29 protein-coding genes are annotated in these 26,826 nt (G+C 71.6%); 8 read left to right on the forward strand and 21 right to left on the reverse strand.

The annotated features are described in order from the left end of the window. Positions 1–32: 32 nt before the first annotated feature. The 8 genes from ACXKZB_RS18345 to ACXKZB_RS18380 form a co-directional block, all read right to left on the reverse strand. Positions 33–1,718 carry a bifunctional 3'-5' exonuclease/DNA polymerase gene (locus ACXKZB_RS18345; RefSeq protein WP_488824109.1) on the reverse strand — a complete coding sequence of 562 codons (1,686 nt, stop codon included), beginning with the start codon at positions 1,716–1,718 and terminating at the stop codon, positions 33–35. A gap of 48 nt (positions 1,719–1,766) precedes the next feature. Next, complete coding sequence (locus tag ACXKZB_RS18350) at positions 1,767–1,973, reverse strand: hypothetical protein (RefSeq protein ID WP_111083557.1); 207 nt, start codon at positions 1,971–1,973, stop codon at positions 1,767–1,769. A 34-nt stretch (positions 1,974–2,007) separates the two neighbouring features. Next, on the reverse strand, positions 2,008–2,778 hold the full coding sequence (locus ACXKZB_RS18355) for a hypothetical protein (RefSeq protein ID WP_488824110.1): 771 nt from the start codon (positions 2,776–2,778) through the stop codon (positions 2,008–2,010). Continuing rightward, complete coding sequence (locus tag ACXKZB_RS18360) at positions 2,775–3,635, reverse strand: carbohydrate ABC transporter permease (protein WP_261783989.1); 861 nt, start codon at positions 3,633–3,635, stop codon at positions 2,775–2,777. The genes ACXKZB_RS18355 and ACXKZB_RS18360 overlap by 4 nt, the downstream gene beginning before the upstream one ends. Next, on the reverse strand, positions 3,632–4,609 hold the full coding sequence (locus tag ACXKZB_RS18365; RefSeq protein WP_488824111.1) for a carbohydrate ABC transporter permease: 978 nt from the start codon (positions 4,607–4,609) through the stop codon (positions 3,632–3,634). The genes ACXKZB_RS18360 and ACXKZB_RS18365 overlap by 4 nt, the downstream gene beginning before the upstream one ends. A gap of 11 nt (positions 4,610–4,620) precedes the next feature. Further along, a complete protein-coding gene (locus ACXKZB_RS18370) occupies positions 4,621–5,946 on the reverse strand; it encodes an ABC transporter substrate-binding protein (protein WP_488824112.1) in 1,326 nt (441 codons plus the stop codon). A 23-nt stretch (positions 5,947–5,969) separates the two neighbouring features. Beyond that, positions 5,970–7,220, reverse strand: a complete 1,251-nt coding sequence (locus ACXKZB_RS18375; protein WP_488824113.1) for a Gfo/Idh/MocA family protein — start codon at positions 7,218–7,220, stop codon at positions 5,970–5,972. A gap of 149 nt (positions 7,221–7,369) precedes the next feature. After that, complete coding sequence (locus tag ACXKZB_RS18380; RefSeq protein ID WP_165901013.1) at positions 7,370–8,158, reverse strand: DeoR/GlpR family DNA-binding transcription regulator; 789 nt, start codon at positions 8,156–8,158, stop codon at positions 7,370–7,372. Positions 8,159–8,290: 132 nt separating this feature from the next. Between ACXKZB_RS18380 and ACXKZB_RS18385 the strand changes: the two genes are divergently transcribed. Genes ACXKZB_RS18385 through ACXKZB_RS18405 form a run of 5 tightly spaced genes read left to right on the forward strand, consistent with a single transcriptional unit; the run spans position 8,291 to position 12,981 of the window. Next, entirely contained in the window at positions 8,291–9,169 is an 879-nt protein-coding gene (locus ACXKZB_RS18385; protein ID WP_222658878.1) for an SIS domain-containing protein, read from the forward strand. Beyond that, positions 9,169–10,074, forward strand: a complete 906-nt coding sequence (locus tag ACXKZB_RS18390) for an ROK family protein (RefSeq protein WP_488824114.1) — start codon at positions 9,169–9,171, stop codon at positions 10,072–10,074. Before ACXKZB_RS18385 ends, ACXKZB_RS18390 begins: the two co-directional genes overlap by 1 nt. Beyond that, positions 10,071–11,192, forward strand: coding sequence for an N-acetylglucosamine-6-phosphate deacetylase (gene nagA / locus ACXKZB_RS18395; protein ID WP_488824115.1), 1,122 nt, complete (start codon positions 10,071–10,073; stop codon positions 11,190–11,192). The genes ACXKZB_RS18390 and nagA overlap by 4 nt, the downstream gene beginning before the upstream one ends. Then, a complete protein-coding gene (locus ACXKZB_RS18400; protein ID WP_488824116.1) occupies positions 11,189–12,148 on the forward strand; it encodes a 1-phosphofructokinase family hexose kinase in 960 nt (319 codons plus the stop codon). Before nagA ends, ACXKZB_RS18400 begins: the two co-directional genes overlap by 4 nt. Continuing rightward, complete coding sequence (locus tag ACXKZB_RS18405; protein ID WP_488824117.1) at positions 12,145–12,981, forward strand: class II fructose-bisphosphate aldolase; 837 nt, start codon at positions 12,145–12,147, stop codon at positions 12,979–12,981. The genes ACXKZB_RS18400 and ACXKZB_RS18405 overlap by 4 nt, the downstream gene beginning before the upstream one ends. A gap of 25 nt (positions 12,982–13,006) precedes the next feature. Here ACXKZB_RS18405 and ACXKZB_RS18410 read toward each other — a convergent pair whose 3' ends face one another. The 3 genes from ACXKZB_RS18410 to ACXKZB_RS18420 all read right to left on the reverse strand — a co-directional run bounded on the left by ACXKZB_RS18410 (position 13,007) and on the right by ACXKZB_RS18420 (position 15,709). Beyond that, positions 13,007–14,395, reverse strand: coding sequence for an L-serine ammonia-lyase (locus tag ACXKZB_RS18410; protein ID WP_488824118.1), 1,389 nt, complete (start codon positions 14,393–14,395; stop codon positions 13,007–13,009). Between the two features lie 55 nt (positions 14,396–14,450). Next, complete coding sequence (locus ACXKZB_RS18415; protein ID WP_123311541.1) at positions 14,451–14,645, reverse strand: PspC domain-containing protein; 195 nt, start codon at positions 14,643–14,645, stop codon at positions 14,451–14,453. A 125-nt stretch (positions 14,646–14,770) separates the two neighbouring features. Further along, on the reverse strand, positions 14,771–15,709 hold the full coding sequence (locus ACXKZB_RS18420) for an NADP-dependent oxidoreductase (protein WP_488824119.1): 939 nt from the start codon (positions 15,707–15,709) through the stop codon (positions 14,771–14,773). A gap of 79 nt (positions 15,710–15,788) precedes the next feature. Here ACXKZB_RS18420 and ACXKZB_RS18425 point away from each other — a divergent pair, with 79 nt between their 5' ends. Beyond that, positions 15,789–16,607: a shikimate 5-dehydrogenase gene (locus tag ACXKZB_RS18425; protein WP_222658885.1), complete on the forward strand. Its 819-nt coding sequence runs from the start codon at positions 15,789–15,791 to the stop codon at positions 16,605–16,607. Positions 16,608–16,863: 256 nt separating this feature from the next. On the opposite strand, the gene ACXKZB_RS18430 is transcribed toward ACXKZB_RS18425, so the two are convergent. From ACXKZB_RS18430 to ACXKZB_RS18440, 3 genes are read right to left on the reverse strand one after another with little or no spacing between them, the layout of a single operon-like run. Continuing rightward, complete coding sequence (locus ACXKZB_RS18430; RefSeq protein WP_488824120.1) at positions 16,864–17,307, reverse strand: SRPBCC family protein; 444 nt, start codon at positions 17,305–17,307, stop codon at positions 16,864–16,866. Between the two features lie 5 nt (positions 17,308–17,312). Further along, complete coding sequence (locus ACXKZB_RS18435; RefSeq protein ID WP_456795152.1) at positions 17,313–18,758, reverse strand: phytoene desaturase family protein; 1,446 nt, start codon at positions 18,756–18,758, stop codon at positions 17,313–17,315. A 39-nt stretch (positions 18,759–18,797) separates the two neighbouring features. Next, positions 18,798–19,466, reverse strand: a complete 669-nt coding sequence (locus ACXKZB_RS18440) for a hypothetical protein (RefSeq protein WP_111083572.1) — start codon at positions 19,464–19,466, stop codon at positions 18,798–18,800. Between the two features lie 102 nt (positions 19,467–19,568). Between ACXKZB_RS18440 and ACXKZB_RS18445 the strand changes: the two genes are divergently transcribed. Further along, positions 19,569–19,844, forward strand: a complete 276-nt coding sequence (locus tag ACXKZB_RS18445; RefSeq protein WP_488824121.1) for a hypothetical protein — start codon at positions 19,569–19,571, stop codon at positions 19,842–19,844. A gap of 32 nt (positions 19,845–19,876) precedes the next feature. On the opposite strand, the gene ACXKZB_RS18450 is transcribed toward ACXKZB_RS18445, so the two are convergent. Genes ACXKZB_RS18450 through ACXKZB_RS18460 form a run of 3 tightly spaced genes read right to left on the reverse strand, consistent with a single transcriptional unit; the run spans position 19,877 to position 22,451 of the window. Beyond that, positions 19,877–20,404 (reverse strand): GNAT family N-acetyltransferase, encoded by a 528-nt coding sequence (locus ACXKZB_RS18450; RefSeq protein ID WP_111083574.1) that lies wholly within the window; start codon positions 20,402–20,404, stop codon positions 19,877–19,879. 26 nt (positions 20,405–20,430) lie between these two features. Continuing rightward, positions 20,431–21,708: an ABC transporter permease gene (locus ACXKZB_RS18455; RefSeq protein WP_488824122.1), complete on the reverse strand. Its 1,278-nt coding sequence runs from the start codon at positions 21,706–21,708 to the stop codon at positions 20,431–20,433. Next, positions 21,705–22,451: an ABC transporter ATP-binding protein gene (locus ACXKZB_RS18460; RefSeq protein WP_222658889.1), complete on the reverse strand. Its 747-nt coding sequence runs from the start codon at positions 22,449–22,451 to the stop codon at positions 21,705–21,707. The genes ACXKZB_RS18455 and ACXKZB_RS18460 overlap by 4 nt, the downstream gene beginning before the upstream one ends. 80 nt (positions 22,452–22,531) lie before the next feature. Between ACXKZB_RS18460 and ACXKZB_RS18465 the strand changes: the two genes are divergently transcribed. Then, positions 22,532–23,161 (forward strand): TetR/AcrR family transcriptional regulator, encoded by a 630-nt coding sequence (locus ACXKZB_RS18465; protein WP_488824123.1) that lies wholly within the window; start codon positions 22,532–22,534, stop codon positions 23,159–23,161. Here ACXKZB_RS18465 and ACXKZB_RS18470 read toward each other — a convergent pair. From ACXKZB_RS18470 to ACXKZB_RS18485, 4 genes are read right to left on the reverse strand one after another with little or no spacing between them, the layout of a single operon-like run. After that, a complete protein-coding gene (locus tag ACXKZB_RS18470) occupies positions 23,148–24,158 on the reverse strand; it encodes a glycine betaine ABC transporter substrate-binding protein (RefSeq protein WP_488824124.1) in 1,011 nt (336 codons plus the stop codon). The genes ACXKZB_RS18465 and ACXKZB_RS18470 overlap by 14 nt on opposite strands. After that, on the reverse strand, positions 24,155–24,916 hold the full coding sequence (locus ACXKZB_RS18475; RefSeq protein ID WP_488824125.1) for an ABC transporter permease: 762 nt from the start codon (positions 24,914–24,916) through the stop codon (positions 24,155–24,157). Before ACXKZB_RS18475 ends, ACXKZB_RS18470 begins: the two co-directional genes overlap by 4 nt. After that, positions 24,913–26,190: an ABC transporter ATP-binding protein gene (locus ACXKZB_RS18480; protein WP_488824126.1), complete on the reverse strand. Its 1,278-nt coding sequence runs from the start codon at positions 26,188–26,190 to the stop codon at positions 24,913–24,915. Before ACXKZB_RS18480 ends, ACXKZB_RS18475 begins: the two co-directional genes overlap by 4 nt. Next, entirely contained in the window at positions 26,177–26,824 is a 648-nt protein-coding gene (locus ACXKZB_RS18485; RefSeq protein ID WP_123311523.1) for an ABC transporter permease, read from the reverse strand. Before ACXKZB_RS18485 ends, ACXKZB_RS18480 begins: the two co-directional genes overlap by 14 nt. Positions 26,825–26,826: the final 2 nt, after the last annotated feature.

The following is a 26,826-nucleotide window of genomic DNA, read 5'->3' on the forward strand; positions in this document are numbered from 1 at the left end:
AAGCGCCCGGGAACCGCCGAGGCCGGCCCCGGTCAGTCCTTCGCCTCGGAGTACGCGCCCACCACCGCGACCGACAGCGGGAACGTCACCGGGAACTCCTGGAACAGCAGGCGTCCGGCATCGACCGCGGCCTCGCGGATCTGCGTCGCCACCCACTCGGCGTGCTCCTCCGGCGCGTGCACCACGATCTCGTCGTGCACGAAGAACACCAGGTGCGGGCCGTCCGTCACCGCCCCGGGGAACCGTGCGGTGAGCCGGGAACGCAGTGACCCCATCCACGCGAGTGCCCACTCGGCCGCGGTCCCCTGCACCACGAAGTTCCGGGTGAACCGACCCCAGCTCCGGGCCCGCGACTCGACGGCACGCTGCATCGCCGGGGTCCCCTCGACCGTGTAGGCCTGGTTCCGCGCCTCGAACCACGACGCCTCCGGCACGGGCGACGTCCGCCCGAGCAACGTCGTCACGGGTTCGCCGCGCTCCCCCGCCCGAGCGGCGCGTTCGACCAGGTCCAGCGCGCGCGGGAACGCCCGCACCAGGCGCGGGACGAGCCGTCCGCCCTCGCCCTGGGTGGCACCGTACATCGCGCCGAGCATGGCCACCTTCGCCTGCTGCCGGGTCTCGACCGCGCCCGAGGCCACGACGCCGTCGTACAGGTCGCGCCCGTCGCCGGCGGCGGCCATGGCCCGGTCACCGGCCATCGCCGCGAGCACGCGCGGCTCCAGCTGTGCAGCGTCGGCCACGACGAGCTTCCAGCCGGGGTCCGCGACGACGGCCCCGCGGATGCCCTTCGGCAACTGCATCGCTCCCCCGCCGTCGGCCGCCCAGCGCCCGGTCACGACGCCGCCGACCACGTACTTCGGGTGGAACCGGCCGTCGCGCACCCAGTCGTCGAGCCACGTCCACCCGTTCGCCGTCAGGAGCCGTGCGAGTCGCTTGTACTCGAGCAGCGGCTCGATGACGGGGTGCTCGATCTCCTGCAGTTCCCACTTGCGGGTGCTCGTCACCATGAGCCCGGCACGGCGCAGCGACCGCAGGACGTCGGCCGGCGAGTCCGGGTTGAGCGTCGGGTCGTCGAGGCGCTCGCGCACGACGGCGGCGATCTCCTCGAGCCGTCGTGGTCGCACGCCGTAGGGCACACGCGGCCCGAGCGTCTCCTCGAGCAGCCGTTCGTGGACGTCGGCGCGCCACGGCAGGCCGGCGTGCAGCATCTCCGCCGCGACGAGGGCTCCGGCGGACTCGGCGGTCGTCAGCAGCCGGAGGGCACCGGGGGACGTCGACCCCGCGACCGCCGCGAGCTGTGCCCGGAACTCGGCGACCGGGTCGACGTCGTCGTCCGGCACGGACGCGGTGAGCAGGGCGTCGTCGAAGAGCTGGGCCTGCGTCGGCCGGACGACCCGGGCCTCGGCCACCGGAGCGTCGAGCGCGTCCGCCGGTGCCGCCGCGAGTGCGGAACCACGCGCAGCCAGCGCGGCGCGCAGGATCCGTCGGCACAACCGCAGGTCGACGCAGCGGCCCACGCGCCCACCGGCGGCGAGGACGGCCGGGTACCAGCGTGCGGTGTCGTCCCAGACCCAGCGCACGCCGGGTGCGTCGTGCGCTGCGACGAAAGCCGGGAGGCCCGGCTCGTCCAGGCGGATCGGCTCGCCGTCAGCGGTCCCCGCGTCGGTCAGGGGCGTCGCGAGGACGCCGCCGTCGACGCGGCGGAGGACGAGGTGCACGGGACGATCATGCCGTGCCCCACCGTCACCGGTTGACGAGGTGGCGGTTCAGGCGCGCTTCGGACCGCCGGGGCGCACGGCTGCGGTGTCGGCCACGTCGATGCGGACGTCGCCGTCCTCGGCGCGGGACACCTCGACCCGGGGGTCGGCGTCGTGCGCATCGGACCCGGACATCCGTCGGAAGGTGTCCTGGCGTCGTTCCTCGAACGTCATGTCCACGCCGTCGTCGAGGTGGTCGTGGTCGGGCTTCGTCATGCGCTGCACGGTACGCGCTGACGGCTCCGCGCGATCAGACGGATGCGGTCCCGGTCCGTTCGGTCCAGTGCGCTCCGACCGCCCACCGGTCGAGGACGGCCCGGGGCAGGCGACCGGACGCGTTCGAGGCCCGGGCTGTGGCCAGCGGCACGCCGAACACGAACTTCGCCACGCTCTCGTCGCCCTCGGCGGCGTCGTGCGGGCCGGGTGGTGCGAGCCGGAACCGTCGGGCGAAGCGCACCAGGTTCGCCTCGGGACCGAGCACCGCGGCCAGGCCGGGGTCGAGGATCCACGAGCGGCACTGCCACCGCTCGGCGGCGAGCGCCGGCGCGAGGGCTCGCAGGACCTCCGGCGCGCGGGCGAACGACCGGTCGCAGGCGTCCGGGTCGAGCGGCCCGGTCTCCGGGACGTGGACGCCCCAGGCCGGCCGGCCGTCCGGCAGGCGGTCGCCGAGTTCGTACTGGAGGCGCCCCACGGCCACCACGCGACCGGTCGCCACCGAGACGAGCCAGTCCACCCCCGTGCCACGCAGGCCGTACCGGTCGAGTTTCCGGTGGACGTCGGCGACGGACGCCTCGGCCAGGCTGCGCGGGAGCCCCCGCGCCTCGAGCGCCACGGCGTTGCCGGGTACGGCCGCGCGGAACGCGGCGACCAGCAGGGCGTCCCGCTGTGCGGGGTCCGCATCGGCGACGGTGGCGGCCAGTGCGGCCGCCACCGTGGCGGAGTCGTCCGGCGACCCCACGGCGGCGGCGAGGACCGCGACGGACGCGGGACGGGCCTCCTGGCCGGGGGTGTCGGCGGTCACTTCAGACCGGACGAGGCGAGCCCGTCCATCACCCGCCGCTGCAGGACGACGAACATGATGAGCACCGGGGCCATGGCCATCAGGCTCGCGGCCATGAGCACCGGGTAGTCGATCGTCCGGTCGCTCGACAGCGTCGCGAGGCCGGCCGCGAGGGGCATGTCCTCGGCGCGCGTCGAGACCACGAGCGGCCAGAGGAGCTCGTTCCACGACCACAGCACGGTCGTGATCGCGAGCACGCTGATCGAGGGACGGGCGAGTGGCAGCATGATCCGCCAGAACGTCTGGAACGGGTTGGCGCCGTCCATGCGCGCAGCCTCTTCCAGCTCGGGCGGCATGTTCAGGAACGCCGTCCGCATCAGGAAGGTGCCGAACGCGCTGAACAGCCCCGGTGCGACGATCCCCATCAGGGTGTCGAGCCATCCGAGCCCCTGCACGATCTGGTACTGCGAGATCAGGTACACCTGCGACGGCACCAGCAGGATCGACAGCACGATCGCGAGCAGGACCGCCCGGCCCCGGAACCGCATGCGGGCGAAGGCGTAGCCGGCGAGCGTGCAGAGCACGATCTGCGCCAGCGTGCGGATGATCGTGACGTACACGGACGTGCCGAGCTGGCTGAGGAACGGCAGGCGCTCGAACACCTGCGCGTAGTTCTGCCACTGCAGCTCCCCCGGCCAGAACGTCGGGGTGACGGACTGCACCTGGGCGTTCGTGGACAGCGACATGATGATCTGCCACACGAACGGGAACGCCATCGCGAAGCCGCCGACGCCGAGGACGACGTGGATCCACCAGTGGCTGCCGCCGCGGCGGCCGGGCCGACGTGCGGCCCGTGGCGGTGTGACGGTTGCGGTCATGCCTGCACCCACTTCCGTTGGACGCGGAACTGCACGAGCGTGACGATGCCGATGAGCAGGAAGATCACCATGGCGATCGCGGCCGCGAAGCCCTTGTCGTTGTCGATGAACCCGGCGCTGTAGAAGTAGAAGACGAGCGACATCGTCTTCGGGATCACCGGGTTGGTGCTGCCGAGGATGGCGTAGAGCAGGTCGAACAGCTGGAAGCTCGAGATGGTCGTCACGATGACCACGAAGAAGATGCTCGGGCTGAGCAGCGGGACCGTGACGGAACGGAACTGCCGCCAGCGGCTCGCGCCGTCGAGTTCAGCGGCCTCGTAGAGCTCCGGTGGGATGTCCTTGAGGCCCGCGCCGAGGATGATCATCGAGAACCCGAGGGACGACCACAGGCCGACGAAGCTCACCGCGACGAGCGCGAACCCGGGCGTCGAGATCCAGTACGGACCGTCGATGCCGAACAGTCCGATGAACCAGTTCACGATGCCGTAGTCGCCGTTGAACATGATGCGCCAGACGAGGGCGATCGCGGCCGGCATGGCGACGTAGGGCAGGAAGAAGAGGACCCGGTAGAACTGCGCGAACCGCAGGCCCGGGGTGTTCAGCAGACTGGCGAGCCAGACCGCGATCGGGATGCCGGCCAGGACGATGACCGTGTAGACGATCGTGTTGAGCAGCGACTGGTACAGCTGCGGGTCACCGGCGAGCCGGACGTAGTTCGCGACGCCGCTGAACGTCGCACCGCCGAACACGCCCCAGCTGGTGAACGAGTACCAGAACGTCTGGATGATCGGCCAGATGTAGAACGTGCCGACGCCGACGAGCAGCGGGAGGACGAACAGCCACGGCCACCAGCCGTCCGTCCGTCGGGGTGCGCGCGTGCCGCCGGCCGTCGGGCCGGGGGCGCCCCGCCCGGACGACCGCGTCGTCCGGGCGGGAGCGGAGGCGGCCGGCGGCCGCTCGGTGTTGATCGTCATCGGCTCGGGACTCACTGTTCCTTGGCGAGGGCGGCGTCCATCTTCTGCGCGAGCTGCTTCGCGACGTCGTCGACCGGGGTCGAACCGTCGAAGGCGTTCGGCAGGAGGTTGGTCTCGAGGGTGTTCCAGGCGGCGGTGTTCTTCGACACCGGCAGGGGCTTGGCGTAGTCGACGGCGTCGAGGAACACCTGCAGGTCGGCGTCCGGCATCGTCTTCGTGAAGGCGGACTGCGTGCCCTCGTAGGCGGGGATGACGGCGCCCATGTCGCCCTGCTGCTGCTGGGCGGTCTTGCCGGCGAGGTAGACCTGGAGCGCCTGCGCCGCGGCCTTGTTCTTGCTCGCCTCGGACACGACGTTCGAGACACCGTGGATGACGGTCGCCTGCTCCTTGCCCTTCGGCAGGGGGTACACGACGACGTCCTTCTCCATCGCGGTGCCGGTCAGGGCCGAGCGGAACCAGCTGCCGCCCTGGTACATCGCGAGCTTGCCCGACGTGAACCACTGGTCGGCGGTGGTGTCGGTGAGCTGCTTGATCGACGGCGAAGCGCCCGAGTCGATCAGGTCCGTCCAGAACTGCAGGCCTGCTTCCGAGGCCTTCGAGGCGTACTCGGACTTCGTGCCGTCGGCGTTCACGACCGATCCCCCGGCCTGGAAGATCGTGTCGTAGTAGGTCGTCTGGCCGTCCATGCCGCCGGCCGCGCCGTACGCGCCGTCGGCCTCGAGCTTCTTGCTGAGCTCGGCGCCGGTCTCCTGGAAGTCGTCCCAGGTCCAGTCCTTCGACGGCAGGTCCATGCCGGCTTTCTCGAACAGGGCCTTGTTCACCCAGACGCCGATGGTGTCGAAGTCCTTCGGCACGCCGTACTGGGTGTCGTCGTACGTGTACAGGTCGTTCAGCGCGCTCGAGTACTTCGCGGGGTCGATGTCTCCGGCCTTGATCTCGCCGGTGATCGGCGCGAGCTTGCCGTTGGCCGCGTACAGCTGGAAGTTGGGGCCGTTCATCCAGAACAGGTCGGGAAGCGTGTTGCTCGAGCCCTGGGTCTGCAGCTTCGTCCAGTAGTTGGCGAACGGCGTGACGTCGACGCTGACCTTGATGTCCGGGTACTCCTCGTTGAAGCCCTTGAGGTTGGCCTTGATCGCCTTGACCTGGTTCTCGTCCCAGACGGCGTACGTCAGGTTCGCCTTGGTGTCCTTCGCGGCAGCGGTGTAGTCACCGCCGGAGCTCGACGCCCCGGAGGACGTGGAGCACCCGGCGAGGAGTGCGGCCGCGCCGAGCGCGGCGACGGCGCCGACGAGGATCCGGCGGACGCCGGTCCCTCGGGCGGGGATGTGTGCGGTCATCGGGAGGTCCTTTCGCACGGCCGTCAGGAACCGACGGTCTGGGCGGGGTGGGTGGTGTGCGGAGCGGGTCGTGTGGAGGGTGTGGCGGGCCGGCTGAAGTGCGCGATCGTCTCGGCCGGCAGCGGCGGGACGTCGATCGGGACGGAGCCGGTGCGCAGCGAGCGGGTCGCCAGGGCACCGGCGGCGACCGCGGCGCGCGCCGCGATCGGGGACAGCTCCGTCGGTTCGCCGAGGGCGACGGAGCGCAGGAACTCGGTCATGGTGATCAGGTCGGCGTCGGCGTGGCCGTCCTCGACGCCGTCGATCGGGTACTCGCGGTCCCCCGCGGTGTCCCAGCCACGACGGTGCGTCCAGACCTTCACGACGCCACCGCCGGTGTCGCCGATGTTCTCGAGGCGGCCCTCGGTGCCGATGACCGTGTAGTTCCGCCAGTAGTCCGGGGTGAAGTGGCACTGCTCGTAGCTGGCCTGCACACCGTTGTCGAGCGTCATCATGACCATCGAGACGTCCTCGACGTCGACGACGGGGTTGAGCCCGGTCTGGGCGAGCGGCGGCCAGTTGTCGTGGGAGAACCAGTCCCCCATCAGCTCGCCGCTGCGGTCTCTCCGGTCGGTGACGTCACCGTAGACGGACAGCGAGCCCATGCCGACGACGCGGCTGGTGTCACCGCCGCCCAGCGCGTGGATGACGTCCAGGTCGTGGCTGGCCTTCTGCAGGAGCAGGGAGTTGACGTTCGCGCGGTTGGCGTGCCAGTCCTTGAAGTAGTAGTCCCCGCCGTTGCCGACGAAGTGCCGGCACCAGACGGCCTTGACCTCGCCGATCTCGCCGCGGTCGACGATCTCGCGCATCAGGCGGACGACGGCCGCGTGACGGAAGTTGTGGCCGACGTAGAGCGGGGTGCCCGTCTCGGCGGCGGTGTTGAGGACCGCGTCGGCATCCTCGACCGTGATGGCGAGGGGCTTCTCGAGGTAGACGGCGATGCCCGCGCGGAGCAGGTCGATCGCGATCTCGGCGTGCGTGCGGTCCGGGGTGGTCACGATCGCGGCGTCGACATGGCCGGTGAGGTCCCGGTGGTGTTCGACCACCAGCGCGTCGGGGTACTCGGCCCGCCCGCGCTCGCGGCCCGCTGCGGTGACGTCCGCCACGGCGACGACCTGCGCCCGCAGTGCCGGGTCCGCGGCGACCGCCTCGGCGACGTGCCGTGCGATGGCGGACCGCTGGCCCATGCCGATCACCGCGACGCGGAGGATCCCGTTGTCAACGCCCATGCTCATCTCGCTCCCTTGCGTGATTGTGACGCCCATGATGCCGAATCGATCATGAATGCACAATAGGCGCTCACGGATCGCTCATGGGTCCACGGCGGGAGGGTTTTACACGATCGAAACGTCGCGCCCCGGGATACGGGCGCTCGTCCGCCTGCTCAGTCGGCGACGACGAGCTCCACGCCGGCGCTGGCGAGGTCGGCTGCGAAGGCCGGCGGGACGGGCTGGTCGGTGACCAGGACGTCGATGCGGTCCAGCGGGCAGATCCTGGCGAAGGTCGACCGCTCGATCTTGGTCGAGTCGGCGACCACGATGACCCGTCGCCCGACCGACGCGAAGTGCCGACTGACCTCGGCCTCGCCCTCGTGCATGGTCGTGGCGCCGTACTGCCCGGTCAGGCCGTCCACCCCGAGGACCACGAGGTCGAGCGCGAACTCGTCGAGGGTGTCCCGGACGAGCGGTCCGACGAGCTCGTACGACTGCCGCCGCGCCACCCCGCCCGTGACCACGATCTTGACGTTGGCGCGGACGGACAGCTCGTAGCCGACGTTGAGCGCGTTCGTCACGATGGTGATCCCGAACTCGCCGTCGGCCCGGATGAAGCGCTCGCTCTTGCCGAGTTCACGAGCGACCTCGGTCGTGGTGGTACCGCCGTTGAGCCCGACGGTCTCGCCGGGCTGCACCAGTCGAGCGGCGGCGCGGGCGATGGCGGTCTTCGCCTCGGCCTGGCGTGCGATCTTGTACTGCAGGGGCAGTTCGTAGCCGGCCCCGAGCGCCGCTGCTCCCCCGTGCGTGCGCGTCACGAGCCGCTGGTCGGCGAGCGTCGTGAGGTCGCGTCGGGCCGTCGCCGCCGAGATCCCCAGCAGCTCCCCGATCTCGGCGATCGACACGTTGCCGCGTTCGCTCACCAGTTCGAGCAGGGCGTTCAGCCGCTGTTGGGGGGTCATGACGGCCATCTTACGGTGCCGTCGCGACCGCTCGGTGATCGGAATTGACGCTTTGGTCTTCCATCGCGCACGATCGCTCGCTACGCTTCCTGATCATCGATCACCCGGATCGAACCGGACCGGAAGGCTCCCATGACCGACACCTTCGTGAGCGCCGAACTGGCCTCCCAGCCGGAGACCTGGCGCGCTGCCGCAGCACTCCTGCCGACCTTCTCGGACGCGCTCCCCCAGCCGGGCGAACGCGTCGCGGTGATCGGCTGCGGCACGAGCTGGTTCATCGCGATGAGCTACGCCGTCGCCCGTGAGCAGGCCGGCCTCGGGGTCACCGACGCCTTCGCCGGCTCCGAGTACCCCGCATCGCGCGAGTACGACCGCGTGCTCACCATCAGCCGCTCGGGCACCACGACCGAGATCGTCGACCTGCTGCAGGCCCTGCCGTCGCAGCGCACCGTCCTGATCACGGCCGTCGCGGACAGCCCCGCCGCAGCCGTCGCCGACGACGTGGTCGCACTGCCCTTCGCCGACGAGCGCTCCGTCGTGCAGACCCGGTTCGCCACCACGGCGCTCGCCCTGCTGCGCGCCTCGATCGGCGACGACGTCGATGCCCTCGCCACCCAGGCCGAGACCGCCCTGACGGTGCCGATCGACGACCTGCTCGACGCCGAGCAGGTCTCCTTCGTGGGCCGTGGTGCCGCCGTCGGTCTGACGTTCGAGGCCGCGCTCAAGACGCGGGAGGCCGCACAGTTCTGGGCCGAGTCCTACCCGGCGATGGACTACCGGCACGGGCCGATCGCCATCGCGCAGCCCGGCCGGCTCGTCTGGTCGCTCGGTGCCGCGCCGCAGGGGCTCTCCGACGAGGTCGCCGCCACCGGTGCGCGCTTCGTGCAGCACGACCTCGACCCGATCGCCGGGCTCGTCGTCGTGCACCGGTTCGCCGTCGCCCTGGCCGAGGGTCGCGGGCTGGACCCGGACAACCCCCGTTCGCTGACGCGGTCGGTCATCCTCACCTGATGGCGGGCGCAGGCGCGGTGCTCGGGGTCGACGTCGGCGGCACGGGCACCAAGGCTCGGCTGACCGACACCGACGGACTCGTCCTGGACGAGACCCGGGTCCCGACGCCGCGCGACGACCCGTCGGGGGACCGACTGGCCGTCACCGTCGCCGACCTGGCGGCGCGGGCGCTCGAGCGCGGTCGTCTCGACGCCGTCGGGCTCGTCACGCCGGGTGTCGTCGACGAGGCCGCCGGCACCGTCGTCCTCGCGGTGAACCTCGGATGGCAGGACGTGCCGATCCGTGGCCTCGTGCAGGCCGAGCTCGTCCGCCGCGGCATCGACGTCCCGATCGCCTTCGGCCACGACGTCCGCGCCGGCGCCCTCGCCGAGACCCACATCGGCGACACGGCGCTGTCCCGCGGATCGGTCGCCTTCGTGCCCGTCGGCACCGGGCTGGCCAGTGCGCTGGTCGTCGACGGCCAGGTGGTGTCCGGGGGCGGATGGGCGGGGGAGATCGGCCAGGTGCTGATCCCGTCCGGACCGCACGCGGGGCTCCGGGTCGAGGAGATCGCGTCGGCCGGGGGAGTCGCACGCCGCTCCGGCTCCGCATCGGCGCACGCAGCCATGCTCCGGGTACGCGACGGCGACCCCGTGGCGACCGCCGTCTGGGACGACTGCGTCGCCGTCCTCGCTGACGCGCTCGCGTGGACGACCGCGGTCGCCGGGTGCCACACCGTCATCGTCGGCGGGGGACTCGCCGAGTCCGGCCCGCTGCTGTTCGGGCCGCTGCGCACGGCGGTGGCCGAACGGCTCGTCGGGGTCCGCGCTCCGGAGGTCCTGCCGGCCGCCCACGGCGACGCCGCCGGAGCCATCGGCGCGGGCCTGCTCGCTCGGCGGCTGCTCGAGAGCGGGGTCCTGCTGTGACCACGCTCGTCCGCGCGCCGCGCATCGTGACCGCTGCCCACGACCTGCACCACGGCTGGGTCCTCCTCGGCGACGACGCCACCGTGCTCTCGGTCGGTACCGGCACACCGCCACGCGCAGGCACTGGGGTCACCGTCGAGGGCACCGTCGTGCCGGGCTTCGTCGACCTGCACGCCCACGGCGCCCTCGGCCACGACTTCGCGACCTGTTCCACGGAGGACGCCCGGGCAGCGGCGGCGCACCACCGGTCCCGGGGGACCACGACCCTCGTCGCCTCGATCGCGACCGGACGCCCCGACGACACCGTCGCAGCGCTCACGCGCCTGCGCCCACTCACCTCGGACGGGACGCTGGCGGGCCTGCACCTCGAAGGGCCGTGGCTGTCCCCGGCCCGCCGCGGAGCCCACCGGATGGACCTGCTCCACGCCCCGGACCCCCGCGAGGTCGAGGCGTACCTGGCGGCCGCCGACGGCGCGCTGCGGATCGTCACGCTCGCCCCCGAGCTCCCCGGCGCCCTGGAGACCGTGGCGCGGTTCGTCGCCGCCGGGATCGTCGTGGCGATCGGACACACCGACGCCTCCGCCGAGCAGACCCGCCGTGCGATCGACGCCGGCGCCACGCTCGTCACGCACCTGTTCAACGGCATGCCGCCGCTGCACCATCGCTTGCCCGGGCCGGTCGGGGTCGCCCTGACCGACGACCGGGTCCTGCTCGAGTGCATCGTCGACGGGCACCACCTCGACCCGACCACGATCGGGCTCGTCCAGCGGAGCGCACCGGACCGCCTGGTCCTCGTGTCCGACGCGATGTCGGCGACGGGCTGCCCCGACGGCGACCACACCATCGCCGGGTCCGCGGTCTCCGTCCGCGGCGGTGTCGCGATGCTCGCCGACGGGTCCTCGTTGGCGGGCAGCACGATCACCGTCGCCGACGCGGTCCGCCGGCTGCTGACGAGCGGGGTCGCGGTGCCCGAGGTCGTCGCCGCCTCTGCCACCCGCGCGGCTCGGCTACTCGGTCGGCCGGCGCCGCTCACCGTCGGCGCGCCCGCCGACCTCCTCGTCCTCGACCCCGACACCGGTTCGGTGCGGAGCCCCCTGACACCGGCGGTGGTCGCGTGATCGTCGTCGTCACACCGAACCCCGCCGTCGACGTCACGTACCGGGTCGCCGAACAGCGCATCGGCGAGACCCAGCGGGTGCTCGACGTCGCGCGGCACCCGGGTGGCAAGGGCCTGAACGTCGGCCGGGTCCTGGCGGCGATGGGTGTCGCGACGCACGCGGTCCTGCCCCTCGGAGAGACGCCCGGCCGCTGGATCTCGACCGCGCTCGACCGCCTGGGCCTGGACCACACCGACGTCGTGGTGTCCGGTACGACCCGCACGACGGTCACCGTGGTCGACGACATCGCCCACCCGACGATGTTCGGCGAGCCCGGCCCGGTGCTCACGGCCGTCGAGTGGGACGCCGTCGCCACGGCGGTCGGCGGACTGCTCGCCGACGCCGACACCTCCGCCCTCGTCGTGTCCGGTTCGCTGCCCAGCGGAACCGCGCCCGACGTCGTCGCGAGCTGGGTCGCCACGGCGCACGGGCACGGCGTCCTGAGCATCGTGGACTGCTCCGGTGCTGCGCTGCTGGCGGCGGCGAGCGCCGGCGCCACGGTCTGCAAGCCGAACCGCGAGGAACTGCTCGAGGCCACCGGTGCCACGGACGAACGTGCCGGCGCGCTCCGGCTGCTGGAACTCGGTGCCGGTGTCGTGGTGGTCTCCCGCGGGGCGCACGGCATCGCCGCCCACACCGCGGACCACGTGCTCGAGGTCCCGGCGGTGCCCGGTGTGTCCGGCAACCCGACGGGCGCGGGCGACGCGGCGACCGCCGGTCTGGTCGGCGCTCTGGTCGGCGCGGGTACCCGGCAGGGACCCGGTGCGCCGTTCGCCGACGACACCCTGCTCCGGGCCCTCCGGTCCGCCGCCGCCCACGGGGCCGCCGCCGTCCTGCGCCCGGTGGCTGGCGAGGTGGACCCCGCCGACGTCCACCGCTTCCTGACCCACCCCGACCGAACGAGGACCCCAGCATGATCACCGACCTGGCCCTGACCGGCCTGCTCGACACCGCCCGCACGGCACACCGTGGGGTCGGCGCGTTCAACGTCGTCCTGCTCGAGCACGCCGAGGCCATCGTCACCGGGGCCGAGCAGGCCGGGCTGCCCGTCGTCCTGCAGATCAGCGAGAACTGCGTCCGGTACCACGGTGGGCTCGCGCCGATCACGACCGCGACCCAGGCGATCGCCCGGGCCGCCGACGTCGACGTCCTGGTCCACCTCGACCACATCGAGGACCCGGACCTCGTCGCCGCCGGGATCGACCTCGGCGTGGACTCCGTCATGTACGACGGCTCCCACCTTGACTTCGCGGCGAACGTCGCCGCCACCCACGACCTCGCGGTGCGGTGTCACGCCGCCGGCGTCGCCATCGAGGCCGAGCTCGGCGAAGTGGGCGGCAAGGACGGTGTGCACGCTCCCGGCGTCCGCACCGACCCGACCGACGCCGCCGCGTTCGTGGCCGACACCGGGGTGGACGCCCTGGCCGTCGCCGTCGGGACGTCGCACGCGATGCAGACCCGCGAGGCCTCGGTCGACCGCGACCTGGTGGAACGCCTGCGCGACGCGGTACCGGTCCCGTTGGTCCTGCACGGCTCGTCGGGGCTGTCCGACGACGAACTGCGCGGGGCGGTGCGCGCCGGCATGACGAAGATCAACATCTCGACGCACCTGAACGGCCTGTTCACCCGTGCCCTGCGCAGCGTGCTCGACGAGCGACCCGACCTGGTCGACCCGCGGAAGTACGTGTCGGCGGGGCGCGAGGCGATCTCCACCGAGACCGCACGACTGCTGACGCTCCTGCACGGCTGAGCGGGAGCAGCGGCAGGGAGCCCGTTCAGCAGAGCGGGACGTTCACCGCGAGCCCGCCCATGGCGGTCTCCTTGTACTTCGACGACATGTCCGCCCCGGTCTGCCGCATCGTCTCGACGACCTGGTCGAGTGACACGTGGTGCACACCGTCCCCGCGCAGGGCCATCCGTGCGGCGTTGATCGCCTTGTTCGCCGCGATCGCGTTCCGCTCGATGCACGGGATCTGCACCAGGCCGCCGATGGGGTCGCACGTCAGCCCCAGGTTGTGCTCCATGGCGATCTCGGCAGCGTTCTCGACCTGTTCCGGTGTGCCCCCGAGGACCTCGGCGAGCCCGGCGGCCGCCATCGAGGCAGCGGATCCGACCTCGCCCTGGCACCCGACCTCGGCGCCGGAGATCGACGCACGCTCCTTGTAGATCGAGCCGATGGCGCCCGCGGTGAGCAGGAACCGCACCACGGCGTCGTCCCGGTCGGCGGCGGTGATCGCGGGGACGTACGTCAGCGCGTAGTACAGGACCGCGGGGATGATGCCGGCGGCACCGTTGGTGGGTGCGGTGACGACCCGGCCACCGGTGGCGTTCTCCTCGTTCACCGCCATGGCGACGAGGTTCACCCACTCCATGGCGAACAGCGGGTCGTGGTCGGGGTCCTCGCGGGTGAGCTGCTCGTGCCAGGTGCTGGCGCGGCGGCGGACGTCGAGGCCGCCGGGCAGGCAGCCGTCCCGTCGGACGGAGCGCTCGACGCACGACTCCATGACGGCGTGGATGCCGAGCAGTCCGGTGCGGACGTCGGCGTCGGTCCGGGTGACCGACTCGTTGGCGAGCGCCACCCCGCTGATCGGCAGACCGGACGCGGCACAGGCGGCCAGCAGTTCGGCGCCGCTCGAGAACGGGAACGGGACACGGTCGTCGACGGGGATCGCCGCGCCCGCGACGACGGCCCCGTCGCCCTCGTCCTCGCTGTCGCGCGCGATGAAGCCGCCGCCGATCGAGTAGTAGGTCTCGTCGGCCAGGTCGGCACCGGACGCGTCACGGGCGCGCAGCCGCATGGCGTTCGGGTGCCGGGGCAGCATGGTCAGGGGGTGCAGCACGATGTCGGCGAGCCGGAACGGCACGGTCGCTCCGCCGTCGAGTCGGAGCACGCCGTCCTGTTCGAGAGCATCGAGCGCCGCTGACATCGCATCCGGGTCGACGGTCTCGGGATGGGACCCCATCAGGCCGGCGACCACGGCGCCGAGGGTGCCGTGGCCCTGCCCGGTCGACGCGAGCGAGCCGTACAGGTCGACGGCGAGGGACGCGACCGGGAGCCCGGCCACCAGGGTGGCGAACTCGGCACCGGCCCGCATCGGCCCGACGGTGTGCGAGCTCGAGGGACCGACACCCACGCTGAACAGATCGAAGACGGAGACCGGCACGCCGTCACACTAACCCGTCCGGACGGACCGGGTCTCGGACTGGCCGCGCCGAGGGCTAGCGGCGGGCGTTGCCCTCGGCCGGCACCACGAACCACAGGACGACGTAGGCGATCCACAAGGGGCCGGGGAAGAGGCTCAGGATCACCCAGCCGATGCGGACGAGGGTGCGGGAGAGGCCGAAGCGATCGGCGAGGCCGGCGCAGACACCGGCGAGGATGCGGCCGTTACGGGGACGGGAGAGTGTGCTCATGGGGACGACGCTACGCACCAGCGACGAGCAAGGGCATCCGGGCAGTACCCCGGAGCACGGTGGGGACAACCCCCGAACGACCCCTGAACGACTCCCGACGCCCGGGCCCCGACCACCGATGCCCGTCAGGGGATCAGCACGATCTTCCCGCGGGTGTGCCGCTGCTCGAGCTGCTCGTACGCGTCCTGCACCCGGTCGAGCGGGTAGGTCGCCGCGATCGGCACCTCGACCTCGCCGTTCGCCACCTGCATCGCGAGGGCGCCGAGGATCTCCGGGTCGGCCGTGTCCGCACTGCCGGATGCCTTCGCACCGACCTCGGCGGCAGCCTCGAACGCGATGATCGTCTCGATGCGGTCGACCGGCACGCCCAGGGCGATCCCCAGGTGCACGTACTCGGGTCCGTAGGTGTCGATGACGGCGTCGATGCCGTTGGTCGCGAGTTCGGAGATCCGCTCCTGCAGGCCCTCGCCGTACGCGACGGGTCGTGCTCGCTTCGACCGGAGCCACTCGTGGTTCGCCTCGGACGCGATCGCGATGACGTCGATGCCCTCGTTCGTCAGCAGTTGGGTGACGAACCCGCCGACACCACCGGCAGCCCCGGACACGACGACGGTCTCGCCGGGTCGGGGATCGACGGCACGGACGGCGGCGGCCGCGGTCGTCGCGACGATGTCGAGCCCGCCGGCGACGGTCCAGTCGAGCAGTCGCGGCTTCTGCACGACCTGTTCGGCCGGGACCGACACGTACTCCGCCTGGCTCGCGCGGTCCCACGACCACCCGAGGACCTCTTCGCCCTCGTCGACGCCGTCGACACCCTCGCCGACCGCGACGACGATGCCGGCGAAGTCGGTGCCCTGTCCGGACGGCAGCGCGTCTGCGGACCCGCCGTCGAACAGCCCCTGGCGGATCGCCGACTCGCCGGGGTTGATGCCGGCGGCGCGGACGCGCACGAGCACCCGGCCGGCGGAGGCCTCGGGGACGGGGACCTCGGCGACGTGCAGCACGGACCGGTCTCCCCACTCGTCGAAGCGGACAGCGCGCATGGTCTCCGGGATCTCAGTCATCGCGTCCGACGGTACCCCGAGCACGACGAACGGTCCGCGTGGACCGCTCCATTGGCGTGACGGTGGGAGACTGGGCGACATGCCCATCCTCAACAAGGACATGCAGGTCTGCATGTCGCTCGCGGCCCGGCCGAGCAACATCGGCACCCGGTTCCACAACTTCCTGTACGACGAGCTCGGGCTCAACTTCCTGTACAAGGCGTTCACCACGACCGACCTGCCCGGCGCCGTGGCCGGCATCCGTGCCCTCGGCATCCGAGGCTGCTCGGTGTCGATGCCCTTCAAGGAGGCGATCATCCCGCTCGTCGACCACATCGAGGAGTCCGCCGCCGCCATCCAGTCGGTGAACACGGTCGTGAACGACGACGGCGTGCTCACCGCGTCGAACACCGACTACGAGGCGATCGCCGCGCTGCTCGCCTCGCACGACGTCGACACCGCGTCGCGCGTGCTGCTCCGCGGTTCCGGCGGGATGGCGAAGGCCGTCACTGCGGCGTTCCGTGGTGCCGGCTTCGACCACCTGACGGTCGTCGCCCGCAACGAGCAGACCGGCCCGGCACTCGCGTCGCAGTACGGCTACGAGTGGGTCGCCGAGGAGCGCGAGGCGGGGGAGACCGACCTGGTCGTCAACGTCACGCCCCTCGGCATGCGCGGCGACCAGCAGGACGCGCTCGCCTTCGCCCAGGACCGGATCGAGGCGGCCCACACGGTCTTCGACGTGGTCGCGTTCCCGTCGGAGACCCCGCTGGTCCGCGCCGGCCGCCAGGCCGGCAAGCACGTCATCACCGGAGCCGAGGTCATCGCGCTGCAGGCGGCACGCCAGTTCGAGCGCTACACGGGCGTCGCCCTGACCGACGACCAGGTGGCGCGCGCCAGCGAGTTCTCGCGCGCCGAGTAGTCGACGCGACCACGAGGACGGACGGGAGGTGGGCCCCACACGCCGGTTCCGGCGTGACGCGCCAGCGGCACGACGGCCGTGACGGGAGGTGGGCCCCACACGCCGGTTCCGGCGTGACGCGCCAGCGGCACGACGGCCGTGACGGGAGGTGGGCCCCACACGCCGGTTCCGGCGTGACGCGCCAGCGGCACGACGGCCGTGACGGGAGGGACGGTGCCAGCTGGCACCGTGCCTCCCGTCCGTCCGTGGGGACGTCTCAGGCGTCCGCCGCGCGTCCGACGGCCACCCACCCGAGCCGGCGCAACGTCTCGTGGTTGCGGACCCAGATGAGCGGCTGCATGAGGAAGTCGGGGACGTACGAGCCCGGACCGGCGACCGCGTTCTCGACGATCGTCACCTTGCAGCCCTTGCGGTGCGTCTCCACGGTCAGTTCCACGCGTGCCTCGCCGATCGGCCACCCCTTCGGCTGGATGACCATGCGGTGCGGCGGGTCCCACACCAACGAGGTCGTGACGTCGTCGATGACGACCGGCCACGCGCCGAACGAGTGGTGCAGGTGCGTGCCGACCTGCGGCCACCCGGGCTCCTGCGCGCGCATGCGTGAGGCGCCGACCACCCAGGTCGTGTAGAGCCAGCCGTCGGCGAGCACGTCGAAGACGTCCTCGGGCGAGCAGTGCAGGATGCGGACGTTCTTGGCCATGGTGTTCAGCCTTCCGGGGTGAGGTCGACGTCGTCGGGCAGCCCGAAGGTGTGCCGGAGCGCGCTCTTCGCGGCACGCCAACCAGCCATGCCGTGCACACCGGGGCCGGGCGCGGACGACTCGGAGCACAGGTACATGCCGCCGCCCATCCGCCACGGGTCGCTGGACAGCACCGGGCGCTTCACGAGCTGCCAGAAGCTCGCAGCACCGGCAGCGATGTCGCCGCCGACGTAGTTCGGGTTGTGGTCCGACATGTGCGCCGCCGTGCGGCTCGACGACTGCAGGATCGTGTCGCGGAACCCCGGGGCGAACCGCTCGACCTGCCGCGTGATCGCCTCGGTCTGGTCGACGTCGGACCCCGCCGGCACGTGCGCGTAGGCCCAGAACACGTGCTTGCCCCCCGGCGCACGGGTCGGGTCGACGACGGTCGGCTCCGAGCCGAGCACGTACGGCCGTTCGGCGTGCCGGCCGTGCGCGACCGAGCCCTCCGCCGCGGCGATCTCCGCTCGCGTCCCGCCGATGTGCACGGTGCCGGCCCTGCGCAGCGCCTCGTTCGTCCACGGCACCGGGTCGGACAGTGCGAAGTCGACCTTCGCGGCCGCGTTGCCGAACCGGAACCGGCGGAGCGCGCCGCGCTTCGGGGTCGGGATCTGCGAACCGGCGATCCGCAGCATGCCGGGCACGCTCGTGTCGAACAGCACCGCCTTCGCCGGGGTGAGGTCGCCGAGCGACCGGACCTCGTGCCCGGTGACGATGCGACCGCCGTGCGCGACGAGGTCGTCGGCGAGCGCGTCGACGATCGACTGGCTGCCGCCGATCGGCACGGGCCAGCCGCGGGCGTGTGCGTAGGCGCCGAGCGACAGCGCCGCGGCGGCCGTCGACAGCGAGGGCATGTGCTGGATGGAGTGCGCGGCGACACCGGAGACCATCGCCGGCGCGGCGTCCTGCCGGAAGCGGGCGTTCCAGGCGCTGCTGCCCTGCTCGAGGGCGCGCAGGCCGAACCGCAGCACCGTGAGCGGGTGCCGTGGCACGTGCAGCAGGGCGTCGGTCGCGAAGTCGGCGACCTGGTCGGCGGAACGGGCGAGCGGGCCCATCAGGTTCCGGAAGGCGGGGCCGTCCACACCGAGCTCGGCGGCCGTCCGCTCGAGGTCCTGGTACGCGATGCCCGCGCGACCGCCGTCGAGCGGGTGCCCGTACTGCACCTCGGGCAGGCGGAGCTCGATGCGCTCCTCCATCCGGAAGAGCCGGAAGAACTCGGACTGCAGCGCCATCGGGTGCACGGCCGAGCAGACGTCGTGCAGGAACCCCGGCAGGGTGAGCTCCGCGGTGCGGGCACCACCGCCGATGGTGTCGTTCCGCTCGACGACCTCGACGGACAGGCCCGCACGTGCGAGCGTCACCGCCGCCGCGAGTCCGTTCGGTCCGGCACCGACGACCACCGCATCAACCATGGTCCGAGCCTAGGGACTCGTGTCTGCGCGTGGTCCCGGTCAGGGGCGGGCGACGTCGGGGTCGGCGGGGTCGGAGCCGTCCTCGTCGCCGTCGGCGTCGTCGGGCTCGTCGGCGTCGACCGGGGTCGAGCCCACGGGGTGCTCGGCCAGCAACGTCGCGAAGTCCTCGTCGAGCATCTGCTGCAGGCGGTCGTCACGGCCGATCTCGTAGTCGTCGGCCGGACGCTGGGCCCAGCCGAGACGCCCGACGACCGTGGTGCCGATGTCGTCCCAGGCGCGGGCGCGGGCAGCGAGCACGATGCCGTCGACGAAGTGCTGGTCGTCGCGGCGCTTGTCGAGCATCGTCGCGAGTTGCTCGTACGTCGCCTCACGCGTGCGGAGCTTGAGGTCGTCGCCCCGGCGGTAGTCGTGCTGGTGGCGTGAGCGACCCTTCGACTTGCTCGACGTCGACCGGATCTCCCGCATGCGGGCAGCGTCGCCACGCTGTTCCTCGGCCATGCGGTGGAGTTCCTCGCGCGCAGCCTCGGCGATCAGTGCGTGGTCGAAGTAGCCCTGGTCACGCAGCGCGTTCGTGATGATCCGGTTGCCGACCGCGATCGTGACCGCGGCCTTCGCGATGAGGAAGCCCTCGTCGACGGCACGCTTCAGTTCGACCTGGCTGATGGGTCGATCGCGCACGTCGTGGTTGCGTCGTCCGAACAAGGCCATGCTCCGACGATACCGGCGGCGGGTGACCATCCGTCCGCAGTCGGACCCGGATCAGGCCCTGGAGGGACGACGCACCCCGAGCGGTTCCGTAGCGTCGGGTGCATGGTCACGTACTCGGAATCCCCCCGCACCGGTCTCGGGACGGCGAGCCTGGTCCTCGGGATCTGCTCGCTGCTCGCCGGATGGACGTTCGTCGCACCGATCGTCGGGCTGTGCCTGGGCGTCGCTTCCCGGAGCCGGGAACCGCTCGCCCGTGGTCGCGCAGGGTGGGGGATCTTCCTGAACCTCATCGCGCTCGCCGTCTGGATCCTGCTGCTCGTGCTTGCGGTCGTCGGCGGTGTGTTCGCCGTCTGGCAGGGCGCGACGCAGGGCTCCTGACGTACGCGCACGGGGGAGGCGGGGATCCTCGCCTAGAGCAGCAGGCCGTAGACGGCGACGTCGGCGCGGACGGGCCCGAGCGGCAGCGCGCCCCGCAGGGTCCCCTCGTGGGCGAACCCGAGCCGCTCGGCGAGCGCGCGGCTGCGGACGTTGTCGACGCCGGTCCGGATCTCGAGCCGTGCGGTGCCGCGTGCCCGCGCGACCTCGACCAGGACCCCGGCGGCCCGCCCCGCGACGCCGCGGCCCTCGTGTCCGGCGTCCACCCAGTAGCCGAGGGACGCCTGGCCCAGGTACGGGTCGAAGGTCAACGACGCCACCCCGACGATCCGGTCGTCGGACCGGATGACGCAGGGGAGCGCGCGGTCCATCGCGAACTGGCCGAGCAGCCGTTCGGTGTGCAGCCCGATGGTCTCGCGGTCCTGCGGGTCCCACGCCCACGGTTCGGCCGCACGCAGCCGGTCCAGGTTCGCGCGCACGAGCTCCAGCACCGGGTCGACCGTCGTCAGGTCGCGCAGCGTCAGCGTGTACCCGTCGCCGAGGTCCCGCCCGAATGCCGCCACCCGTCAGAGACTATGCACGCGGAGCGCTACTCGTACCGGAGCGCCTCGATCGGGTTCTGCCGCGCGGCGCGGCGTGCGGGGAGGGTGCCGGCGAGGAACGCGATGAACATCACGACGAGGATGATCGTCGCCACCGAACTCGGTGCGAACTGCATGATCTGCAGGCCCGGCAGGTCCTTGAGCACCGTGCCGGCGAGGACGTTCGAGATGCCCGTGCCGAGCAGGATCGCGACACCGGCCCCGATCGCACTGCCGAGGAACCCGATGAACACCGCCTCGAGCGAGAACAGGGTGTACACCTTGCCGCCGCCCATGCCCATGGCCTTCATCAGGCCGATCTCGCGGGTGCGCTCCTGCACGCTCATGAGCAGCGTGTTGATGATGCCGAAGCCCGCCGCCACCAGGGCGATGACGGCGAAGGCGTTCAGGACCCCGACGATGCCGCTGATGACGGTCTGGAACTGACCGAGCTGGTCCTGGATGGTCTGCCCGAGGAACCCGTCGTCCGACAGCGCCTTCTTGACCGTGGTCGGGGAGGCCCCGGAGTCGAGCGTCGCGGTGGCGCTGGCGTACGAGGTCGCGATCGAGTCCGGCTTGCCGACCTCCTGCGCGGCCTGCATCGCGTCGGTGAGCGCGGCGTTCGCCCCGGCCCCGCCACCGAACAGCGACTCGTTCTGCACACCGACCACCGTGGCGGTGAGGGTGTGCTCCTTGCCCTGGTAGTCGTCCACCGCGAAGGTGAGCTCCTTGCCGACGGCGGCCTTCGCGCTGCCGAGTCCGAGGTTCCCCAGGTAGTTCGTCGGCAGGATCACCTGGTTCGCGTCGGTGTCGTCGTCGAGCTGCTTCCCGCTCGCCAGGTCGGCGTCGAGCTCGCCGGCGTTGGCCGTGAGCGAGACGACGTACTTGCCGTCGTCTCCGTGCTCGGCGTACTTCGGCGCGAGGGCGACCGCCGGACGGATGCTCTCGATGCCGTCGATCGCGCGGATGTCGTCGACGTCGGACTGCGACAGGTACGAGAACGACGCCGGACCACGGTCGACGCTCTGGCCGGACTCGTCGGGGTCGTACTCCGCCGGGCCGCTGTCGGTCGACGCGGTGTCGACGGCCTTCGTGATGGTCAGGGAGCCGGTGTCCCCGATCGAGGAGACCTGGGTGTCGATGTAGTTGCTGACGCCCGTGCCGATCGCCGAGGTGAGCGTGATCGTGAAGGCGCCGATGAAGATCGCGATGACCGTCAGGGTCGTGCGCAGCTTCGACCGGAAGGTGTTCGCGACCGCGGTGCGGAGCAGGTCGAGGAAGTTCATGCGGAGTGCCTTCCGTGCGTGGCCTGCTGGTCGACGGCGGCGCCGGCCGTGGGCACGCCGTCCGATCCACCGACGATGAGTCCGTCGCGGACGTTGACGCTGCGGTCGCAGCGGGCGGCGAGTTCTTCGTCGTGGGTCACCACGACGAGCGTGATCCCGCGTTCGCGCTGCAGGCCGAAGAGCATGTCCTCGACCACCTGCCCGGTGTTCGTGTCGAGGTTGCCGGTCGGCTCGTCGGCGAAGATGACGCTCGGCTCGCCGACCAGCGCGCGTGCGATGACCACCCGCTGCTTCTGCCCGCCGGACAGGTCGTTGGCGTCGTTCTTCGCCTTGTCGGCCAGGCCGAGGGAGTCGAGCGCTGCCATGCCGCGGCGCTTCCGCTCGGCACCGGAGACGCCGGCGATCTTGAGGGGGAGCACGACGTTGTCGAGCACCGAGGTCTTGGGGGTCAGGAAGAACTGCTGGAACACGAACCCGAAGGTGCTGTTGCGCGTGCGGTTCACCTGCCGCGCACCGAGGGTCGCCGCATCGGTGCCGTCGAGCAGGACCTGCCCGGTCGACGGCTTGTCGAGCAGTGCGAGCAGGTGCATGAGCGTCGACTTGCCCGAGCCGGACTTGCCGACGATCGCAAGGCTCTCGCCCTGGTGCACCTGGAGCGACACCCCCTTGAGCGCATCGAACCGCGTCGGGCCTCGGCCGTAGGTCCTGGCGAGGTCACGGGCCTCGAGCACGGGAGTGGTCATGGGCCCACCGTAGTGTCCGGTGCACGACTGCAAGTTTGCGTTTGCTGTAGATCATGTGACGTTCCGGTTACAGTCGGGCCATGCCCGACACCGCGCCCGCCACCGAGATGGGTCTGCGCGACCGCAAGCGCATCGAGACCCGCAACCGCATCGCGGAGGCGGCTCGGTCGCTGGCCCTCGAGCAGGACATCGACCGCACCACGATCGAGCAGATCGCCGCCCGCGCCGAGGTGTCACCGCGGACGTTCTTCAACTACTTCGAGAGCAAGGAGGACGCGGTCCTCGGGCACACCGAGCTCGACCTCGACCCTGCCACCCTCGACGCACACCTGGCCGCCGTCGCGGGGGAGCCGGCGGCGCAGGCCGTGGTCGACCTGGCCTTCCTGGTGTTCGGCTCGTCGTTCGGCGACGAGCACGAGCGACTCGAGCGCAAGGAGGTCATCGTGCGGTTCCCGCAGCTGATGCGCCGCCAGGTCGCGCGGATGACCACGGTCGCCGAGGCGATGACCGGCGCGGTGCGCACGATCCTCGAACGCGACCCCGCCTGGGGGCCGGACGCCGCGACACCGCAGGCGGCCGAGATGCTGCTCGGCATGTGCATGACGGGACTGCGCAGCGCCGCCCGGCACGAGGGGTCCGACCCGGAGCAGGTGCGTGCCGCGGTGGTCGCGTCGATCCGCGACGCCGCGGCCCGCATCACGGCTTCGTGATGAAGCCCTCCTCGACCATCCAGTCGAAGGCGACGTCGGCCGGCTCACGCCCCTCGACGTCGACCTGACGGTTCAGCTCCTGCAGCACCGCGTCCGTGAGCTTCGGCGAGATCTGGTCGTAGATCCCCTCGAGCTGCGGGTACTCCTCGAGCGTCTTCGAATCGATGACGGGCGCGACGTTGTACGCCGGGAAGAACCCCTTGTCGTCCTCGAGCACGGTCAGGCCGAGGGACTTGATGCGGCCGTCGGTGGTGAAGACCTCACCGAAGTTGCACTTGCCGCGGTCGGTGGCCGTGTAGACCGTGCCGGTGTCGAGGATGCTGACGTTGCTGCTCGGCACCCCGTTCGACCCCGAGCCACCGAGCTCCAAGCCGTACTTCTTGAGCATCGGCTTGAAGCCGTCGGCACGGGAGTTGAACTCCGACTCCACGCAGAACGTGCGCTGGTCGACCGGCAGCTTGGTGATGTCGGAGAGTGTCTTGACGTCCCCGAGCTCCTCGACCGCCTCGTTGCGGACGGCGAAGGCGTAGGTGTTGTTCATCGGCGCCGGCTCGAGCCAGGTCAGCCCGTTGCGGGCGTCCTCCTGCTTGACCGCTTCCCACTGCTCGGTCTTGTCCGGGATCCCCTCGGCGTGGCCCATGTAGGTCAGCCACGCGGTGCCGGTGTACTCGTACGTCATGTCTGCGTCGTGCGTGGTCATGAGCTGCCGGGCGGGGACGCTTCCCGGCACGTTCGTCTCGTCGGTGACGTCGAACCCGGCGGCCTTCGCCGCGAGCACGGCGACCTTGCCGAGGACGAGCTGCTCGGTGAAGTTCTTCGACGTCACGGTGATGTGCGCCCCGGCCGGCAGGTCGTCGATGCGGTGGATGCTGCCCGGTGCCGCCTCGGGGACGAACGACGTCGCCGGCTGCAGACCGCACCCGGTCAGCACGAGCGCGGAGGTGCCGGCGAGCAGGACGGCGGCGGTACGGCGGGCACGGCGCGGGCGGCGGTTCATCGGAGTCCCTTCGGTCGTGCGACGGTCTCGACCACGCGGCCGAGCCAGTCGATGGAGAGGGCGAGGAGGGCGACCAGCAGCGCGCCGGACACCAGCACCTTCGGCAGGAACAGGCTCACCCCGGTGGTGATGAGCAGGCCGAGGCCTCCCGCGCCGATGAAGGTCGCCAGGCTCGCCGTGCCGACGAGCAGCACGAGGGCGGTTCGGATGCCCGAGAGCATCACGGGCACCGCGAGCGGCAGTTCGACGCGCATCAGGACGCTGAACGCGCTCATGCCCATGCCGCGACCGGCCTCGACCAGTCGGGCGTCGACGCTCTGCACGCCGATCATGGTGTTCCGGAGCACCGGCAGGATGGCGTAGAGGACGAGGGCGACGACCGCGGACCACGAGTTCAGGCCGAGCCACGCCCCGAGGAGCACGATCAGGCCGACCGCGGGGGCTGCCTGCCCGAAGTTCGCGACGGCGAGCACGTACGGGCTCGCCCGACGCAGCGGTCCGCGCGTGAGAACGATGCCGAGCGGGATGCCGATGACGAGCACCAGCACCGTCGATTGCAGCGTGAGCACCAGGTGCTGCCCGGTGAGCGCCAGGATGTCCGACGGGTTGAGCGTCGTGCGCTCGGTCGGGGTCAGGTCCGCCGTGGCGAGCCAGATCGCGAACCCGGCGAGCACGACGAGGATCGCGATCGGCTGGAACAGCAGGCCCTTCCAGGACGTGCTGGCGCCGGTGGCGGGTCCGGCGGCGACAGCGCTCACAGGTCTTCCCCGGAGGGCGCGATCACGGGCGCCGCCGGCGAGGACGGCAGCGTCTCGATCTGGTTGGTGTTCGTGCCGACCGGCGTGTACGCGCGGTCGTCAGCGGCGGCCGCACGCGACCGGGTGATGGCCTCCATGACGACCTCGACCGTGATGACACCGCGGAACGCCTCGCCCCGACCGGTGACGAGTGCGGCGCCCGCGCTGGAGACGAGCATGGTGTCGAGTGCGTCGTTCAGCGTCGAGGCCTCGCCCACGATCGGCAGTTCCGGGTCGACGCCGTCCGGGATCCGGTCCAGGCGCTCGAGCTGCCGGCGCGACGGCCAGCCGATCGGCCGCTGTCGACGGTCGACCACGACGGCGTGCCCGTGGCCCCCGGCCTCGTGCATGCGCTGCAGGACGGCCTTCGCCTCTTCGCCGGGGGAGCAGGTCACCGCGGAGACGACCTCGACGTCGCGGACCCGGTTCAGGGTGAGCTGCTTCAGCCCGGCGCCCGAGCCGATGAAGTTCTCGACGAACTCGTTCGCCGGCTCGGCCAGGATCCGCTCCGGGGTGTCGTACTGCACGATGTGCGCGCCCTCGGTGAAGATGACGATCCAGTCGCCGAGCTTCACGGCCTCGTCGAAGTCGTGGCTGACGATGACGATCGTCTTGTGCAGCTCGTCCTGGATGCGCAGGAGTTCGTCCTGCAGACGCTGCCGGGTGATCGGGTCCACCGCGCCGAACGGCTCGTCCATCAGCAGGACGGGCGGGTCGGCGGCGAGCGCCCGGGCGACACCGACGCGCTGCTGCTGGCCGCCGGAGAGTTCGCGGGGGTAGCGGTCGCGGTAGGTGTCGGGGTCGAGCGAGACGAGGTCGAGCAGCTCGTCGACGCGCGCCGCGATCTTCTCCTTCGACCAGCCGAGCATCTTCGGCACGATCGCGATGTTCGCGGCGACGGTCATGTGCGGGAAGAGCCCGCCGGCCTGGATGACGTAGCCCATCCGGCGGCGGAGCTCGTCGGCGTCGATGCCGGTCACGTCGTCGTCCCCGACGACGATGCGGCCCTCGGTGGGCTCGATCAGCCGGTTGATCATCTTGAGCGTGGTCGTCTTGCCGCAGCCGGACGGGCCGACGAGCATGACGATCTTGCCGGCGGGGATCTCGAGCGTGATGCCGTCGACGGCGGGCTTCGACTGTCCGGGGTACCGCTTGGTGACCTCGTCGAGCAGGATGCTGCGGCCGGTGACGTCCCCGTCGGGCGCGGTGGTGGTGGCGGAGTCAGTGCTGGACACGGATACCTCTCGAGATGGTCAGGCGGCCGAGGCCGATGAGGAGCAGGTCGAGGACGAGGGCGAGCAGGACGACGCCGATCACCCCGACGACCACGGAGTACAGGGCGTTCGCGCCGCCGAGGCGCGAGAGTCCGGAGAAGATGAAGCCGCCGAGCCCGGGACCGAGGGCGTACGCGGCGATGGCCGCGATGCCCATCACCATCTGGGCGGACACGCGGACGCCGCTCAGGATGATCGGCCAGGCCATCGGCAGTTCGACCTGCACGAGGGTCCGGAACCGGCTCATGCCGATGCCCCGCGCCGACTCGACGACGCTGGGCGGGATCTCGGCGAGGCCGACGACCGCGTTGCGCAGGATCGGGAGCGCGGCGAAGAAGACGACCGTCACGACGGACGGCAGCACGCCGAAGCCGAGCGGGACGATGAGCAGGCCGATGACCGCGAAGGACGGCAGGGTGAGGCCGATGGCGGACACCCCGTTCGCGACGGAGGTCAGCCGGGGGCTGCGGTAGACGAGTGTGGCGAGCACCACGGCGATGACCGTGGCGAGCACCGTGCACTGGACCACCAGCGAGAAGTGCTGCCACGACGAGAACCAGATCTGGCTCCATCGCTCCACGACGTACTGGAACACGG

The sequence above is a fragment of the Curtobacterium sp. ABR8 genome (genome assembly GCF_057812125.1).

Bases quoted from the DNA above. Each gene is read 5' to 3' on its own strand.
- ACXKZB_RS18350 (WP_111083557.1), bottom strand. From the start codon at position 1,973: ATGACGAAGCCCGACCACGACCACCTCGACGACGGCGTGGACATGACG.
- ACXKZB_RS18360 (WP_261783989.1), bottom strand. From the start codon at position 3,635: ATGACCGCAACCGTCACACCGCCACGGGCCGCACGTCGGCCCGGCCGC.
- ACXKZB_RS18365 (WP_488824111.1), bottom strand. From the start codon at position 4,609: ATGACGATCAACACCGAGCGGCCGCCGGCCGCCTCCGCTCCCGCCCGG.
- ACXKZB_RS18370 (WP_488824112.1), bottom strand. From the start codon at position 5,946: ATGACCGCACACATCCCCGCCCGAGGGACCGGCGTCCGCCGGATCCTC.
- ACXKZB_RS18375 (WP_488824113.1), bottom strand. From the start codon at position 7,220: ATGAGCATGGGCGTTGACAACGGGATCCTCCGCGTCGCGGTGATCGGC.
- ACXKZB_RS18380 (WP_165901013.1), bottom strand. From the start codon at position 8,158: ATGACCCCCCAACAGCGGCTGAACGCCCTGCTCGAACTGGTGAGCGAA.
- ACXKZB_RS18385 (WP_222658878.1), top strand. From the start codon at position 8,291: ATGACCGACACCTTCGTGAGCGCCGAACTGGCCTCCCAGCCGGAGACC.
- ACXKZB_RS18390 (WP_488824114.1), top strand. From the start codon at position 9,169: ATGGCGGGCGCAGGCGCGGTGCTCGGGGTCGACGTCGGCGGCACGGGC.
- ACXKZB_RS18405 (WP_488824117.1), top strand. From the start codon at position 12,145: ATGATCACCGACCTGGCCCTGACCGGCCTGCTCGACACCGCCCGCACG.
- ACXKZB_RS18415 (WP_123311541.1), bottom strand. From the start codon at position 14,645: ATGAGCACACTCTCCCGTCCCCGTAACGGCCGCATCCTCGCCGGTGTC.
- ACXKZB_RS18420 (WP_488824119.1), bottom strand. From the start codon at position 15,709: ATGACTGAGATCCCGGAGACCATGCGCGCTGTCCGCTTCGACGAGTGG.
- ACXKZB_RS18425 (WP_222658885.1), top strand. From the start codon at position 15,789: ATGCCCATCCTCAACAAGGACATGCAGGTCTGCATGTCGCTCGCGGCC.
- ACXKZB_RS18430 (WP_488824120.1), bottom strand. From the start codon at position 17,307: ATGGCCAAGAACGTCCGCATCCTGCACTGCTCGCCCGAGGACGTCTTC.
- ACXKZB_RS18435 (WP_456795152.1), bottom strand. From the start codon at position 18,758: ATGGTTGATGCGGTGGTCGTCGGTGCCGGACCGAACGGACTCGCGGCG.
- ACXKZB_RS18440 (WP_111083572.1), bottom strand. From the start codon at position 19,466: ATGGCCTTGTTCGGACGACGCAACCACGACGTGCGCGATCGACCCATC.
- ACXKZB_RS18445 (WP_488824121.1), top strand. From the start codon at position 19,569: ATGGTCACGTACTCGGAATCCCCCCGCACCGGTCTCGGGACGGCGAGC.
- ACXKZB_RS18455 (WP_488824122.1), bottom strand. From the start codon at position 21,708: ATGAACTTCCTCGACCTGCTCCGCACCGCGGTCGCGAACACCTTCCGG.
- ACXKZB_RS18460 (WP_222658889.1), bottom strand. From the start codon at position 22,451: ATGACCACTCCCGTGCTCGAGGCCCGTGACCTCGCCAGGACCTACGGC.
- ACXKZB_RS18465 (WP_488824123.1), top strand. From the start codon at position 22,532: ATGCCCGACACCGCGCCCGCCACCGAGATGGGTCTGCGCGACCGCAAG.
- ACXKZB_RS18470 (WP_488824124.1), bottom strand. From the start codon at position 24,158: ATGAACCGCCGCCCGCGCCGTGCCCGCCGTACCGCCGCCGTCCTGCTC.